Raw genomic sequence first — 17036 nt, forward strand, 5'->3', positions numbered from 1 at the left:
ATAGGGTAGCGCGATGACAACCTTGCCCACAAAATTAACGCCAGAGAATTCACCATGGATGATGAGTGAAGCTGTCAGAACATTATTTGAAGCTTTCCCAAATGGTAGCTTGCGATTTGTTGGGGGATGCGTTCGCAATACGCTATTGGGCGAATCTGTTAGTGACATTGACCTGGCCGTAGCGATGGAGCCTAGAAGCGTTGTTAAGCTCTTGGGATTGTCTAGTATTCGATATATCGAGACTGGGGTTGACCACGGCACTGTTACGGCTGTGATAGGTGGAAAACCATTTGAAATCACGAGTCTACGGCGAGATGTTGAGACGGATGGTCGCCGCGCTGTCGTGGCATATACCACGGATTGGAGCGAAGATGCACAACGTAGGGATTTAACCTTTAATGCGCTTTATGCTGATGTTGAAGGTAACATCTATGACCCAACCTCAATGGGGTTGAGTGACCTGCAAGAACGGCGTTTACGTTTCGTTGGAGAGGCCAATATAAGGGTTCAAGAGGATTATCTTCGTATTTTACGGTTTTTCCGTTTCTTGGCTTGGTATGGTGGTTCCGCAAAAGTTGATGCCGCATCGTTAAGAGCCTGCCGTGAAAACCGGAATGGACTGAAAACACTTTCAGTCGAACGCGTTTGGTCGGAAATTAAGAAACTTCTCTCAGCTTCAAATCCCACTCGCGCGCTTCACATCATGTTGACTAATGAAGTTTTAGAATCAGTCTTACCAGAAGCGACTAATGTAGATGGTTTGGAACAGTTATTAGCCTTAGAGAGACGAGAGTCTCTATCGCCAGACCCGCTTTTACGTTTGATGGCAATGAGTCCGCGCGAGCCCTTACAAATGGCGCTTCTTTGTAAACGCATGAAAATGTCGAACGCTGAGACTAAACGGCTGAGATCTTGGGCTGATGATGCATCAAACTTTGATCCTGAGGCAAATGAGCGCGATCGTAAAATTGCTATTTATGGGGCTGGCCAACAAACGGCGTTAGACAGATTATATCTACGTGCCGCGGGAGAGGGAGATGTTATTCGGAGTAGACGGTGGATGGCGTTCGCATCGGTCGCAAAGAATTGGATCGAACCCGAATTTCCCCTCTCTGGTAAAGACTTACAAGCCGCAGGTCTCAAGTCTGGGCCGCAAATGGGCCGTGCAATAGAAGCGCTGAAGGCACTTTGGGTTCGGAGTGGATTTACGGCCGATAAAGAAAAACTGCTTATCGCTTTGAAAATGCTGGGTTAAGCTCTAAATAGATAGGATGTCAGCTCTTACACTTTTTATCGGGAATTATAATTATTCCTCGTGGTCGCTTCGCCCTTGGATGGTTCTGCGAAAGGCAGAGTTGCCTTTTGATGAAGAAGTCATCGATCTCGATATACCGGGGTATAAAGATAAGTTGCTGGCACTTTCTGATGAAGGCACTGTGCCCGTTTTACGCGTAAATGATGACTATCTCCCTGATAGTCTTGCTATTTGTGAGTTTGCAGCCAAAGCTGTACCTAATCTATGGCCGAAAGATGCTGGTCACAAAGCGTTGGCGCTTGAAGCCGTCGAAAAAATGCATACTGGGTTTGAAGCTATTCGCCGAGAAGCTCCGATGAATCTTCGACGAAGAACTTCGACTAAAATGCCGCAAGACTGCCTTGATGATGCGGCTGAAATCTGTGCGCTATGGGATGATTTGCTCAGTCGTCATGATGGGCCTTATTTATTCAATGAGTGGTCAATTGCTGATGCGTTTTACATGCCTGTAGCCACGCGCTTTACGAGTTACGATCTGCCGCGTAGCGTACGTTCTGATACCTATATCTCTGAACTGATGAGTGATGAGGATTATTTGGAATGGGAAATGCGAGCTTTTGCTGAGGATCACGTCTTGCCCGAAACAGATGCTGTGAACAGATAATGTTAAAGCTTGAAGATCATATTCGTTTAATTCCTGATTACCCAAAACCAGGAATTCAGTTTCGGGATATAACGCCTCTTCTTGCTAACCGTGTCGCCTTTAATATTGCCATTGATAAGATTGTCTCTGAGGTCACTCATGAAGGACTTGATGCCGTCGCGGGCATTGATGCCCGAGGTTTCATATTTGGCGCAGCCGTAGCATCGGCTCTGGGGCTTGGCTTCATTCCAATTCGCAAGTCGGGAAAACTGCCTGGTAATGTCATATCCGAAAGCTATGACTTGGAATATGGTCAAGACACCTTAGAAATCTCAATAGATGATGTGGAGGCAGGGCAGAGAGTACTGCTCATTGACGATTTAATAGCAACCGGCGGAACGGCACTAGCGGCGCTTAAACTCTTGAAGCGTTGTGAGCTTGATGTGGTTGGGGCCAGCTTTGTTGTGGATCTTCCAAGCTTAGGCGGCTCCAAGAAAATCATAGAGCAGGGCACGGCGGTATCGTCTCTTATTAGTTACGCAGACTAAACAAAGCTGTGCTGGTAAAAGGCAGGCGCTCTTATACGTTGAATTTAAACAACATGATGTCGCCGTCTTTGACAATATATTCCTTACCTTCTTGGCGTACTTTGCCTGCTTCTTTCGCGCCTTGTTCTCCATTGAACTGAACATAGTCTTCATATGCTGTTGTTTCAGCACGAATGAACCCTTTTTCAAAGTCGCCATGGATAACACCTGCGCATTTGGGGGCCGTCCAACCTTTTTGGAACGTCCAAGCTCTTGCTTCTTTTGGGCCGACGGTGAAATAGGTCTGAAGGCCAAGCAACGCATAGCCAGAACGAATTAAGCGATTAAGTCCAGGTTCTTCCAAACCAATTGCATCCAAATACTCAGCCTGCTCCTCATCTTCAAGGACGGCCATTTCAGATTCAATTTGTGCAGATATGATTACTGCTTGTGCACCTTCAGATTCTGCATGAGCGACGACTTTTGACGAAAAGGCGTTGCCTTCTGCGGCGCTGTCTTCATCAACATTGGCGACATAGAGTACGGGTTTTGATGTCAAAAGCTGTAACATACGCCAAGCTTTGGCATCATCAGAATCGATGTCTGCCGTACGGGCGGGTTTACCGTCTTCTAATACAGTAATCGCCGTTTCGATAAGGCGCATGGTTTGAACAGCATCCTTGTCACCTTGCTTTAACTTTTTCTCTAAGCCAGGTTTCCGTTTTTCAAGGCTTTCAAGATCAGCAAGCATAAGTTCTGTTTCAATCGTTTCAAAGTCAGACATCGGGTCAATGCGGCCATCGACATGGGTGATGTCATCATCTTCGAAACAGCGAAGAACATAAATAATCGCGTCGGTTTCGCGGATATTGGCAAGGAACTGGTTGCCCATACCTTCACCTTTTGAAGCACCTTTAACAAGGCCTGCAATATCAACGAAATTCATACGGGCCGGTATAATTTGAGCCGAACCACCAATAGCCGCAATTTTGGTAAGGCGCGGTTCAGGGACAGCCACATCGCCTACATTGGGTTCGATAGTACAGAATGGGTAATTGGCCGCCTGAGCATTAGCGGTTTTTGTTAAGGCGTTGAAAAGTGTAGATTTTCCAACATTCGGTAATCCGACTATGCCGCATTGAAATCCCATAATGCTATCCTTTTATATATTCGCTAACACGCGTTTGAAACAGGTCCGCTTGGCCACCTGCAAGGAGGTCAGCATATTTCCCAAAGGCATTTAATATGTCATCACGCATATTGATTTCGTCCTTGCGGAAGTCTGATAAGACATGGCTGTGGACTTTGTCTTTGTGGCCGGGATGGTCAATGCCAATTCGGACGCGACGGTATTCATTTCCACAATGTTGTTTGATGGAGCGTAAGCCGTTGTGCCCCGCTATACCGCCGCCAACTTTCAACCTTACTTTGCCAAAGTCTAAATCCAGCTCGTCATGGAACACGCAGACGTTTTCTAGTGGGACTTTATAAAAGGACATGGCAGCTTGAACTGATTGCCCTGACTCATTCATAAAAGTAGTGGGTTTTAGCAATAGGATTTTTTGACCAGCGATAAGGCCTTGCCGAGTTAATCCTTTGAACTGGGTTTTTGCGGGAGGGAGGTTAAAATCATCAGCAATGGCATCCATAGCCATAAAGCCAATGTTATGACGATTCCCGGCGTATTTCCCGCCGGGATTTCCTAATCCTACCCAAATTTGCATGTCAGGCTCCGCTGTCCGTCTGAACAGCTTGGACAGCCACATAAAAGGCTTAGTCTTCGTCTTTTTGCTCAGTCGCAGGAACGTCGCCTGCTTCTGCTTCTTCGCCATCAGCGGATGCTTCACCTTCAGCCAATTTGGATGAGCGAGAGGCAAGAACTGTTGCGATAGTGAAGTCACGATCTGTAATCGCTGGTTTCACATCTTTTGGAAGGTCTACTTCTGAAATGTGAATGCTATCGCCGATTTCCATTTTAGAGATATCAACGTCAATGTGGTCTGGAATAGAACCCGCTGGACATTTCACTTCGATAGCGTGGCGAACAACGTTCAATACACCGCCTTCTTTAAGACCAGGTGAGTTTTCATCGCCAACAAAGTTCACAGAAACTTCAACTTCGATGATTGTTTTATTAGTTACGCGGAAAAGATCCATATGGACAGGCATGTCACTAACAGGGTGGAACTGAACGTCTTTGGTCAGAACTTTTTGTTTTTTACCGTCATGGGAAATTTCAATCATGGATTGAAGGAATTGGCCAGTATTGATAGCTCTTAACACTTCATTGAATTTTGCTGAAATCGTTACAGGGGCTTCGTCGCCGCCATAAATTACACCTGGCACAAAACCGTTACGGCGTGCTTCGCGTGAGTTACCTGTTCCCGTGGCTTCACGGATTTCTACGTCCAAAACAACACTCATTGTCTTCGTCCTTTAATGGTCATGCGGCCCGTTGCTTCAAAAAAGATAAAGCCGCCTTTGGGCGGCCCTTACACTTGTTTGCTTTGCAACACGCGTTTAGTCGCGGCTCTATAAGCAAAGCAAGGCGTCTACGCAAGAGGGGATAGCGCAAAAATATGCAGCTATTCTCTGTTAAACGGCTTATCCAAACAGCTTTGATACACTTTCGTCATTGGCAATACGACGAATAGCCTCCCCCAAGAGGCGTCCTGTGGAACATTCGCGAATCTTCTCGCAGTCTTTTACGGCCTGTGGTTGGCAGATTGTATTTGTGATAACGACTTCGGTTAATTCTGACTTGGTTATACGTTCTACGGCTGGGTCTGATAAAACACCGTGTGTGATATAGGCGGAAACAGAATTCGCTCCGTGATCCTTAAGGGCTTTCGCTGCATTACACAGTGTGCCGCCCGAATCGATGATGTCATCATAAAGAATACAGGTGCGACCTGCGACATCGCCGATGATGTTCATAACTTCTGATTCGCCTGCTTTAGGACGGCGTTTGTCCACAATTGCGATGTCGGCATTAAATTGCTTAGCAATTGACCGCGTTCTGACTACGCCGCCTGTATCAGGTGACACAAACAGCAAGTTTTCGCGGTCTTTGGCAGAAAATTTGTCGCGAATATCATCAACAAACACGGGCTGCCCAAATAGGTTGTCAGTAGGGATGTCGAAAAAGCCCTGAATTTGCCCTGCGTGAAGATCAACGGTTAAAACGCGGTGCGCACCAGCTTTTGATACTAGATTGGCGACCAGTTTTGCTGAAATCGGAGTTCGTCCACCCGTTTTGCGGTCTTGGCGTGCATAGCCAAAATAAGGGATAACGGCCGTAATGCGTTGTGCCGAAGCCCGAACCAGTGCGTCGATTAGGATTAACAATTCCATCAAATGGTCATTAGCGGGTGCAGAGGTTGGCTGGATCAGGAAAATATCCTCGCCACGCACGTTTTCGTTAATTTTGGCGAAAATTTCTTGGTCGCGAAACCGTTCAATGTCGACCGAGGTCAGAGGGATATCGAGAACATCTGCAATTTCTCGTGAAAGGGCTTCATTGGCTGTGCCGCTGATTAGCTTCATGACATTTGGTCCGTATCAAGGGCTGGCTCGAAATAAGCCTCCCGGTCGTGTTAAGGGAGCCTTAGTCAGCCCCTGTGCGTGAGTCTAGGGGGTAGGGGTGATTCAGTTGCGGATTATGGCAGAAATATTACGGCCATATCCGCTTAGGTTCTCATGCGTGTTCCGACGATAGCTAAAATAGGTCTCTTTATCGGCATATGTGCAATCACCCGTCCATGTGCAATGCTCGATTCCGCTCGCTTTCAGGCGTGACAAGATGAAAGCTGGGAGGTCAAAGTGAGGACTGTTTTTATCCATATTTATGAAAAATTGTGAGTATCCGTCATCAATTTCAATGAACTCTGATTTGAAGGTCTCTCCGACTTCATAATTGGGTTGGCTTATACAGGGCCCCAATACCGCCCTTATTTTTGTGGTATCCGCGCCCGTTTCGCACATTGCGGCAACTGTGCTTTCTATTATGCCCCCTAGGGCACCGCGCCACCCAGCATGACACGCGCCTATAACCCCGTTTTTAACGTCTTCGAATAAGATTGGCCCGCAATCCGCCGAGAGGGCTGAAATAGCGAGGCCTTTCACGGTTGTAACAAGCCCATCTGCTTCTAAAGGCTCGTTTGGCGCTTCTGTTATAATTTCCACTCGGTCAGAATGGATCTGTGAGAGGCTTACTAAGTGATCAGCGCCTAAGGCATCGGCTATCAAATGACGGTTTTTCACTATGTTTTCAGGTTTATCATCTGAGCGCTGACCTGCATTGAGGCTTTCATACACGCCCTGCGACACACCGCCTTTGCGTCCGAAAAACCCATGAGTGGATTTTAACAAAGGGTGCGTTTTTGAACCTTCAATCATGTTTCACGGAATCCTAAAGGGGTAGGGAGGTCTTTTGACTGAAGACATATCGCTTTAAATAGCTCGCCCATTTCAGCTTGGTCGGTCAGGCGATGAAGTTGTCGGGCTATCAAAGACTTTGCCTCAGGCTTTGCCCGCGCTAGGGCCACAGCGCGCATTTCAAGACCGAGCTTGGAGAGTAATTCTCTTTGCGGTATTGGGCCGTTCACGGAAAGATCTTGAGATAGAGCATTATCGCTTAGGGCTTCGAAATCCACACGTGCCGTTAGGTCGCTTTCACCGGGCTGTTCAAACACCCCGATTTTTTTGTGACGCTTAAGCGCCTGTAATGTGTCGCCAAACTCAGTGGTTTCTGGACCATAATCAATGAAAAGAGCCCGGCCTTTATCGGCTTCGAACCTTAACTTTAATGTATCAATAATTTGGTGTGCAGCGGGGCATGCTTCAATCAGGTCGTCAAGTTTTGCTTCGACATGACCTTTGGGTAGAAAGCTTTTTGCCGTCTCGCTGGCAGGTTCAGGGCCAATTTCAAATCGTAGATTATTTGAGTCATCCAATCCGACATAGCGTTCATGCCAACCATTTTCTTTTGCGAAAGGATCGCGTTGAATAAATTGACGAATAGGGAGGCAATCCAAAAATTCATTGCCAATTATAATGGAGGGCCCAGCTGGAACGTCATCGAGTGATTTCGCCCACTGAACCATAACGCCTGTCTGTCCCAGAGTCTGCCCTTGCACGGCTTCTAAAGCGGCGGAGGCCTCAATGAGAATGACGGTCACAGCTTTGGCAAAGTCTTTATCTAGATTGGCAGCGCGAAGCATATCCGCCATCATAACGCCGCGTCCTGGCCCAAGCTCAATAAGATAAATTTGTTCTGGTTTCCCAAGGTCTATCCAGCTTTGTAAGACGAACAACCCTAATACCTCACCAAACATTTGACTGATTTCAGGAGCGGTTATGAAGTCTCCCTCACTGCCAAGGGGGTCACGAGTAGGATAAAAACCGTTAACTGGGTCTAGCAAGCAAAACGTCATATATTCGGCAACACTTATCGGGCCCGTGTCGCGAATTAATGATTTTAATCGGCTTTCAAGTGCAGTTGGCATTATTTTGGAGCAACAGGATATTTAGGGGAAACTGGTGTCCTGCGCGCCGCCCAGATAATAATAGCTAAACCCACGAAAATCATTGGCAATGAATAGACCATACCGCGTGTCAAAGGCTCGAATTGTGGAATATTGTCTGGTTCACGTACAAATTCGACACTAAACCTGAAGATACCATAGAGCATAATAAACGTGCCTGCACAGACACCAGGCCGAGTAAGGGCTTTAAATTTAGTACAAAGAATGCGCAGGATGAGCCAGATTACAAGGCCTTCTAAAAATGATTCATAGAGCTGGCTCGGGTGTCTTGGTTGTGAGTCAGGGGCAGTTTTAAAAATAAAGGCCCAAGGTACATCTGTTACGCGGCCATATAGTTCTTGATTGATAAAATTGGTAAGACGAACAAGTCCTAATCCAATGGGAGCGCCAATGGCTGTTAGGTCAGCAATCCGCATAAGGCCTAATTTATGACGCCAATGCATGTAATAAACGCCCGCACAGACTCCGAGGAAGCCGCCATGAAAGCTCATCCCGCCGGTCCAGATTTTGAAAATCTCGACCGGGTCAGTCCAAATGGTCGAAGTTGAGTAGAAAAGGATGTAGCCTAAACGGCCGCCTATGATAATCCCGAGGAGGCAGTAAAACATAAGGTCTTGCAACATTACCTTGTTCGGTATCAGTTCAGGCAGCCTCGTGACTTGACCTGACAACCAAACGTCTTTGCGAGCCGCTATTCGGCTTGCATAATAATAGGCGCCAAAAATGCCGACCAAATAGGCTAGCCCATACCATTTTACGGAAATAGGACCGAATCCGAAAGCTTCATCCTTCAACCATGTTGGGAAAACGATAGCGTTTATGTCAGACATTAAAGCCAATATCATGGGATATTCTTTCCTGTAGGAGCAGATTGGCTCTGCTGTTGTGAAAAATTCTTAGTCAGTGACATTCAAGCAACTGGATTTTGCTCTAACCTGTCCCTATCTATGACGCAAAGCTAAACTCGTATAAAATGCCAGAGAGCCTATAGGATCTATTATGCAAAGCCGTTCTAAACCTTTTGAAGACCTGTCAAACTTTATTACCAATGCGGCTGGCGCTTTAAAAGGCGTTGGTGATGAAGTTAAAGCCATGACGCGATCGCAAGCGGAAAAGTTTATTGCGGATATGGATCTTGTCAGCCGTGATGAGCATGAAGTTCTTAAAGCCCGCTTAGATAAGGCTTTGGCTGAAATTGAAGCGTTAAAGGCTGCAAAACCTGCCACGGCAAAACGCTCTGCTCAAAAGAAGCCTGCGGCTAAAAAGTCAGCGGCTAAGAAAACGCCTTCTACCAAGTAAATTAGGTCGAAATTTCTGACCTGTACAACCTTACCAAATTCTTAGGTAGGTGAACCTTAGACAACATGTGTGTCAGGTTAAGTTCAATGCGCATATTGTATATCATATTTTGCGTGCGTCCCCCCTTAATGACGAGTCATCCGATTGAGTCATAACAGGGCACGTAGCAGGGCGGAGGCTCTTTGGTGATTGTGAGGTTTTCTCTCTCTAACTCATACCACCGAACAGTCCCGCCACTGTCTATATAGATATAAGTCTATAAAAAAACGGGCCTCGATTGAGGCCCGTTTTTTCATTTCATCATCTCTTGTGGGATTATGACGTTGCAGTGCTAATTGCAGGAATGCGCAAAACTTGACCTGGGTAGATTTTGTCAGGATCTGACAACATTGGTTTATTGGCTTCGAAAATTTCAGGATAAAGACGCCATGTGCCATAATACTTCTTAGAAATAGCAGATAAAGTGTCGCCGCTAACCACTGTATGAAATTGTGATTCGCGTCCGCCAACTTTCGCTGTAGACTCATCCTTAACCCCGCCGACACCTTCGACATTACCGACAGCAAGAATGATTTTCTCTTTCATTTCTTGACTGATGGCTTCGCCCGAAACTTGAACCGTACCATCATCATTTACAGAAATATCTACACCTGATGTATCAAGCCCAAATTCGTCGACTTCTTTCTTGAGCGCATCTTCTGATTCTTTTTTGTCTTTGCCAAAGATTTTGCCGAGGCCTTTACCAGCCGCTTTCACAAAAGGGATCATTCCAAACATAATTAGTCCTTATATTATTTTGAGGGCGCAGAAGGCGCTTCCCATAACTCTATCTTGTACCCTTCTGGGTCAATAAACCAACCAAAAGTTCCATATTCATTGACATCTATTTCACCAATGATGTCAGCACCACCAGAGCGGGCGCGTTCAATCAGCTCGTGCACATCTTCGACTTGGAGATTTATCATCACGCGATGCTCGGAAGGAGAAAAGTAATCGCTGTCGTCTGAAAAGGGGCTGAACATGGACCGTGACGTCTTGATATCTTCCCATTCGAATGTTCCCCAATCGCTCATATCTAGGCCCATAACTTCGGACCACCAATTACGATAAGCTTTCACGTCGCGGCATCGTATGAAAATACCGCCTAAACCTAATATTTTAGCCATGATTGCTCCTTATCTTTCTCTGATAAGACATCATACCACAGTTGGACTTTTGAAATAAGAGCGTTATAGAGCCGCTAAATGTGAACTTCCGCGAGTTGCGGTTTATGAAAGGGTTGTCCTTATGTTTTCTCTAATTCAGTCTGGAATTTCAATTTTCGGTTTTCCTGTTGATCCTGCTTTATTTGCTTTTGCTGTGGTCTTTATTATTTTTGGCGCCTTAAATTTTATCGACTTTAAACGCCTCGACTAGAGTTCTCCTTATATGCTTTTAGCGTTTGGTCTTTTAATCCTCGGAATTGTAGTTCTACTCATTGCGGGTGACGTCATGGTGCGCGGCGCAGCGGCTCTCGCGCGTCATTGGGGCGTGCCATCGCTCATTGTGGGTTTAACGATTGTTGCTTTTGGTACTTCGGCTCCGGAAATGGTCGTGAGTGTCCAAGCCACGATGCGTGGACTAGGTGAATTAGCGATAGGAAATGTCGTCGGTTCGAACATAGCGAATGTGCTATTGGCCTTGGGCATACCTGCGCTTATTATGGCGATACCCACTAATATTAGCGGTGTCGCGCGTAACAGCTTTGTCTGTTTCGTCTCTATTGTTTTATTAGTCGCTTTAGCCTTCATTGGAAATCCAATGGTTTTCTGGCAAGGCGCTATTTTGTTTACAGGGATAATCCTATATTTGATATGGATGTTCACTCTCGCAAAGTCTGGGGCGCATGACCCTATACTTGAAGAGATGGCAGAGATTGATGAAGGGCAAGATGGCCTGCCAACCAATACATTGTTATCTCTGTTCTGGGTGGTTTCGGGCATTGCGGGTCTTGTTTTAGGCGGGTGGTTAATCGTCGAGAATGCACAAAAAATTGCCTTGGCCTTTGGTGTGTCGGAAACGATTATCGGACTCACAATTATAGCTATTGGAACATCTTTGCCGGAAATTGCGACAGTGGTAATCGCATCTTATAGAGGGCATTCCGAAGTGGCGATTGGTAACGTCTTAGGATCAAATATTTTTAACTCTTTCGCTGTTATGGGTGCAGCAGCAATGACGGGCCCTGTCAAAGTTGATAGACAGCTATTTGTGTTTGATATGTGGGTTATGCTTGTTGTGACTTTTGCGCTTTTGGTTTTTGTGCTCACACGAAAGCCCATCGGCCGAAAGACAGGCGCTATATTTACCATTGGCTATGTTCTTTATATGTTAGCAATCGCTAGAAGCCTGACATAACGGCTTGTATCTGAATATGGCTGCCTATTTAGAAATAGAAAAAGACTTCCAATTTGAAGCCGCGCATTACTTTGGGCATCCAGATGCGAACGACCTTTTCAAGCATATTCATGGGCATTCCTTCACTGGGAAGGTTATTGTTCGGGGCGATGCTCAGTCTGATAAAGGTTGGATACGGGATCTTTGGAAAATCGAAACACTTGTGAAAGAGGTCGTTGAGCCTCTAGATCACTCTCTTTTGAATAATATTGAAGGCTTAGAACAACCCGCCCTCGAGCAAATAGCTATGTGGATTTTCGAACGTCTTTCTTTAAAACTTCCGGGACTTATTTGCGTTGAGGTTGGCCGCCCGACGTGTGGCGAGCGGGCGCGATATTGTGTCCTGCCTGATAGTTCAGTGACATGACAAAAACAGTTCTGATTACTGGCGGCGCTGCGCGTATTGGGGCGCATCTGTCCAAAGGATTAGCGGCGGATGACTGGACTGTTATTATTCATTATTTTCGGAGCAAGCAAAAGGCAAATGACCTAGCGTCTGAAATAGAAAGTTTAGGGGGCAAAGCTCTTACAATTCAGGCAAACCTTTCTGTTCCACAAGAATGTGATTCTCTGATTGAACGCGCATCTTCAAAGTCAGGGCAGGCAATCACGGCTCTCATTAATAATGCCTCGACCTTCCAAGATGACCGGGCGGAGACCTTTACGCGTGCAGCATATGATTATCATATGGAGGCTAATCTGAGGGCCCCAATACTGCTTTCGCAGCATTTTGCGGCGCAAGCCCCAAGCGGATCGAATATAATCAATATCATCGATCAGCGTGTGTTGAAGCCTAACCCGCAATTTTTTTCATATAGCCTTTCTAAAGCCGGGTTACATTGGGCCACAACAACAATGGCGCAGGCTTTGGCCCCAAACATACGCGTGAATGCAATTGGTCCGGGGCCAGTATTGCAAAATACAGGACAGTCAGAGTTAGAGTTCGCTGAAGAAGCCTCGCAAACTTTATTAGGGCGCGGTTCTCCACCAGAAAGTCTTTTACAGGCAGTGTCATATCTTTTGTCGGCGACATCGGTCACCGGGCAGTTTTTGGCCGTGGATAGTGGGCAGCATTTACGCTGGGAAACGCCTGATATAAAGCTGGATAAAGGACAATAATCTTGACACGAACGTCTATTCTTCGCCGATTGAAAGATAAGCAAGCCTTAGAGCCGACGACACGAATATTTGTGCGGGGCTTACTGATTCAGGCTTCTATTGGTGTTCACCCGCATGAACACGAAGAATCTCAGCCGATTATTGTGGATGTTGAATTGGATATGAGCGGTATGTCTGCGCCAACCGAAGATCGCTTGCATGAAACTTTGGATTATAGTGTGGTCGCTGAAAAGGCAGAAGCCCTCGCATTAGAGGCTCATGTACAGCTGGTTGAAACGCTCGCAGAACGTATTGCTGATTGGGCTTTAAGCTATGACTCAAGAGTATTGAGCTGTGCTGTCCGTATATCCAAGCCGCAGGCACTGTTAAAAGCTGAAGCTGCGGGCGTTGAGATATTGCGGCGTCGATAATGACGACCAATCAACCCTATAGCGAAGATTCAGAAATATCCGCTAACCTTAATGTGTTAGGGATGCCGCTTGAACCGTGTTCAGTTTCTCCAATGACTGGTTTTTTTCGCAATGGTTGCTGCGAAACAGGACCAAAAGATCGAGGTCGGCATATCATATGTGTTTTAATGACGGATGACTTTCTGGCGTTTTCCAAAGCACACGGAAATGACTTGTCGACTCCTATGCCGCAATTCAACTTTCCTGGACTCAAAGCTGGGGATAGATGGTGCCTGTGCTTAGAGCGCTGGCGCGAGGCCTACGTTGCAGGAAAGGCTCCAAATGTTTTTCTAGAGTCGACACACCAAATAGCTTTGGAAAGAATTGAGCTTTCCGTGCTTGAGAAATTTGCAGTCTATGGCGACAATGCCTAATTAAGGCTTATGTCCGAGACGGAATCACCCACACCAGAAAATGCACCAAGCGAAAAAGCGCCTACACTCGTTGGCGTGAAACGTATTGCGGATTACGTGAAACGCCTACCGTCTAAACCGGGTGTCTACCGGATGATGGATGAACACGGCACTGTACTCTATGTCGGGAAGGCAAAGGACCTAAAGAAGCGCGTAACAGCTTATACCAAATACGATCGTCATTCGACCCGCATTCGCCGTATGATTAGTGCTACAACACAAATGGAGTTTGTTGTTTGCGCGTCAGAAACTGAAGCTCTCTTGTTAGAGGCCACACTTATTAAGCGATTAAAGCCTCGCTATAATATCTTGCTGCGTGATGACAAAAGTTTTCCATATATATTAGTCCGCAAAGACCATGAAGCTGCTCAAGTGAATAAGCACCGTGGGGCTAGGAATATTAAAGGTGATTATTATGGCCCTTTTGCAAGTGCAGTAGCGGTCAACAGAACTTTGGATACGTTGCAAAGGGCGTTCCGTTTAAGAAATTGTACAGATAGTATTTATGAGACACGGACACGGCCATGTCTGCAATATCAGATCAAGCGCTGTTCTGCGCCTTGTACGGGTGAAATATCAATCCAAGATTATGATGAGCGAATTCAAGAAGCGGAAGAGTTTTTGAAAGGAAAATCTGATTCCCTCCGTAAACGCCTTACGGGGCAAATGAATGAAGCTGCACAACATTTACACTATGAAAAAGCCGCCGAGTTACGTGACCGTATTCAAGCTATGGCGCAAGTGACGGCATCTTCGGGGGGGCTTAACCCAATGACTTTCTCAGATGGAGACGTCATTGGTCTTTATACAGGCGGAGGGCAAACTTGTATTCAGGTCTTCTTTTTCAGGGCAGGGCAGAATTGGGGGAATAGTTCCCATTTTCCACGTCACGGGAAAGACGAAACATCTGGGGAAGTCCTACAAGCGTTCATTGCGCAATTTTATAGTAATAAACCTATCCCTAAACAGATCTTTGTTAGCGAATCTCTACCGAATCTAAATCTGGTCGAAGATGCGCTGTCAGCACAGTCAGGGCGGCGTATCGAGGTTCTAAAGCCTGAACGCGGAGAGAAGAAAAAACTTATTCGCCATGCTGTAAATAATGCGCATGAGGCTTTAGCTCGTAAATTGGCTGAAACAGCGTCACAAGCGAAACTCCTTGATGAGCTTCAAGAGATTTTCGGATTAGAGGCGCCTCCCGAACGGATTGAGGTTTATGATAATAGTCATATTCAAGGAACAAATGCTATTGGAGCTTTTATCGTCGCGGGCCCCTCAGGGTTTCAAAAGCGCGATTATCGGAGCTTTAACATTAAAGATAAAGAGACGGCCCCAGGCGATGACTACGCGATGATGCGCGAAGTTTTCCGACGACGCTTTTCACGTCTTGCGAAGGATAAAAGTCTAGAATGGCCAGATCTTGTCTTGATTGATGGCGGCAAAGGACAGTTGTCGGTTGTGACTGAAACCCTTGACGAACTTGGTGTATTAGAACGCACGACATTGGTGGCGATTGCGAAAGGCCCAGACAGAAACGCGGGGCGAGAAACATTTTTTATGAATAACAGTCCCGAATTTACCCTGCCGCCGCGAACGCCCGCTCTATATTATCTTCAACGTCTGCGCGATGAGGCGCATAGGTTCGCCATTGGAACCCATCGGGCCCGACGGAAAAAAGACATTCGTAAAAACCCGCTTGATGGAATTTCTGGAATTGGGCCTAGTCGCAAAAAAGCCTTGCTCGCGCATTTTGGTTCGGCCAAAGCTGTGAAAAGCGCATCGGTCGAAGAGATGGCGCATGTCGAGGGGATAAGCCTGAAAATGGCGCATCTCATTCATGATTATTTCCATGATAGGTAAAGCGCTTCATTAGTGTTATAAGACAGCAGGGAAAAGTTAGGAGGGATAAATGCCGCAAGAAGAAATGATAACGCCAAAACAGGCCGGCGGCGCATTTGCTGATGGCTTAACCCTTATTCGTCTTTTGACCACGCCTGTGATTATGGCGTTAATTTATTTTTATTGGCCCGAGACAAAGATGGCCGTTTTGATATCTGTTTTGTTCATCATAGCGGCGCTAACGGATATTTTTGATGATTATTTTGGAGGGTCATCTCGGTCTGTGAATCGTAAATTCGGATGGGTGGATGACGCAGCCGATACAACGCTGGTGGTCGGCACTCTTATCGCCTTATTGGTTGTTATCTACCAAGAGGGGATATTAGCTTGGCCTTTTGCGCTTCCAGCAGGCATAATCATAATAAGAGAAATTGTAATTGGCCTGACAAGAGGCTTTGAAATATCCCGTCTTGGCTGGAATGATAGTAAGCTAGGAAATGCGAAATCAGGCCTGTCTATGTTAGCGGTTTGCATCTTAGTCGCTTCGCCATGGCTGACACAGGCCATCGATAAATATAGAGCAGGGGCGGATAACGCTATGGACGTCTTTAATGCTGCATCCCCATGGGTTTGGGGCACAGGACAGGCGGTGTTATGGGTGGCGGCGCTTTTATCGGTAATATCAGCGATAAATATTCTCAAGACACCCCGTAGAGTGGGCGTGTTAAGTCAAGGTGAGTCTGAATGAACACTGCCACACAATCGCCGAATTCCGAGCGTCACAAGCTGTATTGGGTGCCGAATGCTCTGACGGTCATTCGGATCCTAAGCGTACCCCTTTTTATTGCTGGGATCCTATCACTTGCCTTTAAATGGGAATTGTTTTTTGGACGAGCTTGGGTCCTATTAGGATTGTTTGCACTAGCGGCTTTGACTGATTTCTTGGACGGTTATCTCGCCAGAAAATGGAGGGTGGTAAGCGGTTTTGGGCGTATGATTGACCCGATAGCTGATAAACTGTTGGTGGCGGGGTGTTTAATTGCCTTCTGTATTGTTTCTCTTGGTAACCCATGGTTTTTGATACCAGCTTTGGCTATTATCTTTCGGGACATTTTGGTTTCTGGTGTACGTGAACATGCTGCTTTAACGGGGCGAGTCATGCCACCAACAAAACTCGCGAAATGGAAAACAGCGTTTGAAATGTTAGCAATAGCGATTTTATTGGTATGGATAATCAGTAAAAGCTACCTACCGATTGATAGTGTTATTCCTGATATTGTTCTCATAGCTCAGAAATTAGGACTGGCTTGTTTGTGGCTTGCCGCGTTGCTCTCAGTGTACACAGGGTCATTATATTTCAAAGCGGGTTTGAAAGAGTAATTAGTATTCCGTTTGCCACGTAATTTGGTCCGAAGCCCCCTTTAAACTTTTCTTCTTTAGGTTTTTGACGTTGTGGTAAAGCCATAGCGTTATTTCTTTATGTCAAAAATACTTTACATCGATGCTTGGC

Annotated in this window: 22 protein-coding genes; 13 read left to right on the forward strand and 9 right to left on the reverse strand. The window is 46.2% G+C overall.

The features are described 5' to 3' along the window. The first annotated feature begins 13 nt into the window (after positions 1 to 13). The 3 genes from DES40_RS02695 to DES40_RS02705 are packed head-to-tail and all read left to right on the forward strand — an operon-like array spanning position 14 to position 2446. Entirely contained in the window at positions 14 to 1255 is a 1242-nt protein-coding gene (locus DES40_RS02695; RefSeq protein WP_121099028.1) for a CCA tRNA nucleotidyltransferase, read from the forward strand. A gap of 16 nt (positions 1256 to 1271) precedes the next feature. Next, positions 1272 to 1919 carry a glutathione S-transferase N-terminal domain-containing protein gene (locus tag DES40_RS02700; protein WP_121099029.1) on the forward strand — a complete coding sequence of 216 codons (648 nt, stop codon included), beginning with the start codon at positions 1272 to 1274 and terminating at the stop codon, positions 1917 to 1919. Beyond that, on the forward strand, positions 1919 to 2446 hold the full coding sequence (locus tag DES40_RS02705; RefSeq protein ID WP_121099030.1) for an adenine phosphoribosyltransferase: 528 nt from the start codon (positions 1919 to 1921) through the stop codon (positions 2444 to 2446). The genes DES40_RS02700 and DES40_RS02705 overlap by 1 nt, the downstream gene beginning before the upstream one ends. A gap of 31 nt (positions 2447 to 2477) precedes the next feature. Here DES40_RS02705 and ychF read toward each other — a convergent pair whose 3' ends face one another. The 7 genes from ychF to lgt form a co-directional block, all read right to left on the reverse strand. Beyond that, on the reverse strand, positions 2478 to 3575 hold the full coding sequence (gene ychF, locus DES40_RS02710; protein ID WP_121099031.1) for a redox-regulated ATPase YchF: 1098 nt from the start codon (positions 3573 to 3575) through the stop codon (positions 2478 to 2480). A gap of 4 nt (positions 3576 to 3579) precedes the next feature. Next, on the reverse strand, positions 3580 to 4149 hold the full coding sequence (gene pth, locus DES40_RS02715) for an aminoacyl-tRNA hydrolase (RefSeq protein WP_121100355.1): 570 nt from the start codon (positions 4147 to 4149) through the stop codon (positions 3580 to 3582). A gap of 49 nt (positions 4150 to 4198) precedes the next feature. Next, positions 4199 to 4849 (reverse strand): 50S ribosomal protein L25/general stress protein Ctc, encoded by a 651-nt coding sequence (locus DES40_RS02720; RefSeq protein WP_121099032.1) that lies wholly within the window; start codon positions 4847 to 4849, stop codon positions 4199 to 4201. A 180-nt stretch (positions 4850 to 5029) separates the two neighbouring features. Further along, positions 5030 to 5971 (reverse strand): ribose-phosphate pyrophosphokinase, encoded by a 942-nt coding sequence (locus DES40_RS02725; protein WP_121099033.1) that lies wholly within the window; start codon positions 5969 to 5971, stop codon positions 5030 to 5032. Positions 5972 to 6073: 102 nt separating this feature from the next. Next, positions 6074 to 6823 carry a peptidoglycan editing factor PgeF gene (pgeF, locus tag DES40_RS02730; protein WP_121099034.1) on the reverse strand — a complete coding sequence of 250 codons (750 nt, stop codon included), beginning with the start codon at positions 6821 to 6823 and terminating at the stop codon, positions 6074 to 6076. Then, positions 6820 to 7932 carry a class I SAM-dependent methyltransferase gene (locus DES40_RS02735; RefSeq protein ID WP_121099035.1) on the reverse strand — a complete coding sequence of 371 codons (1113 nt, stop codon included), beginning with the start codon at positions 7930 to 7932 and terminating at the stop codon, positions 6820 to 6822. Before DES40_RS02735 ends, pgeF begins: the two co-directional genes overlap by 4 nt. Then, positions 7932 to 8816, reverse strand: coding sequence for a prolipoprotein diacylglyceryl transferase (lgt, locus tag DES40_RS02740; RefSeq protein ID WP_233345361.1), 885 nt, complete (start codon positions 8814 to 8816; stop codon positions 7932 to 7934). The genes DES40_RS02735 and lgt overlap by 1 nt, the downstream gene beginning before the upstream one ends. A gap of 154 nt (positions 8817 to 8970) precedes the next feature. Between lgt and DES40_RS02745 the strand changes: the two genes are divergently transcribed. Beyond that, the gene (locus DES40_RS02745; RefSeq protein ID WP_121099036.1) at positions 8971 to 9270 is read left to right on the forward strand and encodes an accessory factor UbiK family protein; all 300 of its coding nucleotides are present in this window, start codon (positions 8971 to 8973) and stop codon (positions 9268 to 9270) included. Positions 9271 to 9585: 315 nt separating this feature from the next. Here the strand turns inward: DES40_RS02745 and lysM are convergent, their stop codons facing one another. Both lysM and DES40_RS02755 read right to left on the reverse strand, forming a co-directional pair. Next, the gene (lysM, locus tag DES40_RS02750; protein ID WP_121099037.1) at positions 9586 to 10047 is read right to left on the reverse strand and encodes a peptidoglycan-binding protein LysM; all 462 of its coding nucleotides are present in this window, start codon (positions 10045 to 10047) and stop codon (positions 9586 to 9588) included. 14 nt (positions 10048 to 10061) lie between these two features. Further along, positions 10062 to 10436: a VOC family protein gene (locus DES40_RS02755; protein ID WP_121099038.1), complete on the reverse strand. Its 375-nt coding sequence runs from the start codon at positions 10434 to 10436 to the stop codon at positions 10062 to 10064. A 121-nt stretch (positions 10437 to 10557) separates the two neighbouring features. Between DES40_RS02755 and DES40_RS13430 the strand changes: the two genes are divergently transcribed. Genes DES40_RS13430 through pgsA form a run of 9 tightly spaced genes read left to right on the forward strand, consistent with a single transcriptional unit; the run spans position 10558 to position 16906 of the window. Further along, entirely contained in the window at positions 10558 to 10686 is a 129-nt protein-coding gene (locus DES40_RS13430; protein ID WP_267896605.1) for a hypothetical protein, read from the forward strand. A 12-nt stretch (positions 10687 to 10698) separates the two neighbouring features. Continuing rightward, entirely contained in the window at positions 10699 to 11667 is a 969-nt protein-coding gene (locus DES40_RS02760) for a calcium/sodium antiporter (protein WP_121099039.1), read from the forward strand. A 16-nt stretch (positions 11668 to 11683) separates the two neighbouring features. Continuing rightward, positions 11684 to 12073: a 6-pyruvoyl trahydropterin synthase family protein gene (locus DES40_RS02765; RefSeq protein ID WP_121099040.1), complete on the forward strand. Its 390-nt coding sequence runs from the start codon at positions 11684 to 11686 to the stop codon at positions 12071 to 12073. Next, positions 12070 to 12825 carry an SDR family oxidoreductase gene (locus DES40_RS02770; protein WP_121099041.1) on the forward strand — a complete coding sequence of 252 codons (756 nt, stop codon included), beginning with the start codon at positions 12070 to 12072 and terminating at the stop codon, positions 12823 to 12825. Before DES40_RS02765 ends, DES40_RS02770 begins: the two co-directional genes overlap by 4 nt. A 2-nt stretch (positions 12826 to 12827) precedes the next feature. Next, positions 12828 to 13235, forward strand: coding sequence for a dihydroneopterin aldolase (gene folB / locus DES40_RS02775; protein ID WP_233345363.1), 408 nt, complete (start codon positions 12828 to 12830; stop codon positions 13233 to 13235). Further along, positions 13235 to 13648 carry a DUF2237 family protein gene (locus DES40_RS02780; protein WP_121099042.1) on the forward strand — a complete coding sequence of 138 codons (414 nt, stop codon included), beginning with the start codon at positions 13235 to 13237 and terminating at the stop codon, positions 13646 to 13648. Before folB ends, DES40_RS02780 begins: the two co-directional genes overlap by 1 nt. 9 nt (positions 13649 to 13657) lie before the next feature. Beyond that, positions 13658 to 15547, forward strand: coding sequence for an excinuclease ABC subunit UvrC (uvrC, locus tag DES40_RS02785; RefSeq protein WP_121099043.1), 1890 nt, complete (start codon positions 13658 to 13660; stop codon positions 15545 to 15547). Between the two features lie 49 nt (positions 15548 to 15596). Then, positions 15597 to 16274, forward strand: a complete 678-nt coding sequence (locus tag DES40_RS02790) for a CDP-alcohol phosphatidyltransferase family protein (RefSeq protein WP_121099044.1) — start codon at positions 15597 to 15599, stop codon at positions 16272 to 16274. After that, positions 16271 to 16906: a CDP-diacylglycerol--glycerol-3-phosphate 3-phosphatidyltransferase gene (gene pgsA, locus DES40_RS02795; protein ID WP_121099045.1), complete on the forward strand. Its 636-nt coding sequence runs from the start codon at positions 16271 to 16273 to the stop codon at positions 16904 to 16906. The genes DES40_RS02790 and pgsA overlap by 4 nt, the downstream gene beginning before the upstream one ends. The last annotated feature ends 130 nt before the right edge of the window (positions 16907 to 17036 follow it).

The sequence above is a fragment of the Litorimonas taeanensis genome, from assembly GCF_003634015.1.
Lineage (GTDB): Bacteria > Pseudomonadota > Alphaproteobacteria > Caulobacterales > Maricaulaceae > Litorimonas > Litorimonas taeanensis.

Excerpts from the sequence above, each read along its gene's own strand:
- pth (WP_121100355.1), bottom strand. The coding sequence starts at position 4,149 with ATGCAAATTTGGGTAGGATTAGGAAATCCCGGCGGGAAATACGCCGGG.
- DES40_RS02735 (WP_121099035.1), bottom strand. The coding sequence starts at position 7,932 with ATGCCAACTGCACTTGAAAGCCGATTAAAATCATTAATTCGCGACACG.
- DES40_RS02790 (WP_121099044.1), top strand. The coding sequence starts at position 15,597 with ATGCCGCAAGAAGAAATGATAACGCCAAAACAGGCCGGCGGCGCATTT.
- DES40_RS02695 (WP_121099028.1), top strand. The coding sequence starts at position 14 with ATGACAACCTTGCCCACAAAATTAACGCCAGAGAATTCACCATGGATG.
- DES40_RS02765 (WP_121099040.1), top strand. The coding sequence starts at position 11,684 with ATGGCTGCCTATTTAGAAATAGAAAAAGACTTCCAATTTGAAGCCGCG.
- DES40_RS02780 (WP_121099042.1), top strand. The coding sequence starts at position 13,235 with ATGACGACCAATCAACCCTATAGCGAAGATTCAGAAATATCCGCTAAC.
- lysM (WP_121099037.1), bottom strand. The coding sequence starts at position 10,047 with ATGTTTGGAATGATCCCTTTTGTGAAAGCGGCTGGTAAAGGCCTCGGC.
- DES40_RS02725 (WP_121099033.1), bottom strand. The coding sequence starts at position 5,971 with ATGAAGCTAATCAGCGGCACAGCCAATGAAGCCCTTTCACGAGAAATT.
- pgsA (WP_121099045.1), top strand. The coding sequence starts at position 16,271 with ATGAACACTGCCACACAATCGCCGAATTCCGAGCGTCACAAGCTGTAT.
- DES40_RS02760 (WP_121099039.1), top strand. The coding sequence starts at position 10,699 with ATGCTTTTAGCGTTTGGTCTTTTAATCCTCGGAATTGTAGTTCTACTC.
- uvrC (WP_121099043.1), top strand. The coding sequence starts at position 13,658 with ATGTCCGAGACGGAATCACCCACACCAGAAAATGCACCAAGCGAAAAA.
- DES40_RS02755 (WP_121099038.1), bottom strand. The coding sequence starts at position 10,436 with ATGGCTAAAATATTAGGTTTAGGCGGTATTTTCATACGATGCCGCGAC.
- DES40_RS13430 (WP_267896605.1), top strand. The coding sequence starts at position 10,558 with ATGTTTTCTCTAATTCAGTCTGGAATTTCAATTTTCGGTTTTCCTGTT.
- DES40_RS02705 (WP_121099030.1), top strand. The coding sequence starts at position 1,919 with ATGTTAAAGCTTGAAGATCATATTCGTTTAATTCCTGATTACCCAAAA.
- DES40_RS02720 (WP_121099032.1), bottom strand. The coding sequence starts at position 4,849 with ATGAGTGTTGTTTTGGACGTAGAAATCCGTGAAGCCACGGGAACAGGT.
- DES40_RS02770 (WP_121099041.1), top strand. The coding sequence starts at position 12,070 with ATGACAAAAACAGTTCTGATTACTGGCGGCGCTGCGCGTATTGGGGCG.
- pgeF (WP_121099034.1), bottom strand. The coding sequence starts at position 6,823 with ATGATTGAAGGTTCAAAAACGCACCCTTTGTTAAAATCCACTCATGGG.
- ychF (WP_121099031.1), bottom strand. The coding sequence starts at position 3,575 with ATGGGATTTCAATGCGGCATAGTCGGATTACCGAATGTTGGAAAATCT.
- lgt (WP_233345361.1), bottom strand. The coding sequence starts at position 8,816 with ATGATATTGGCTTTAATGTCTGACATAAACGCTATCGTTTTCCCAACA.
- DES40_RS02700 (WP_121099029.1), top strand. The coding sequence starts at position 1,272 with ATGTCAGCTCTTACACTTTTTATCGGGAATTATAATTATTCCTCGTGG.
- DES40_RS02745 (WP_121099036.1), top strand. The coding sequence starts at position 8,971 with ATGCAAAGCCGTTCTAAACCTTTTGAAGACCTGTCAAACTTTATTACC.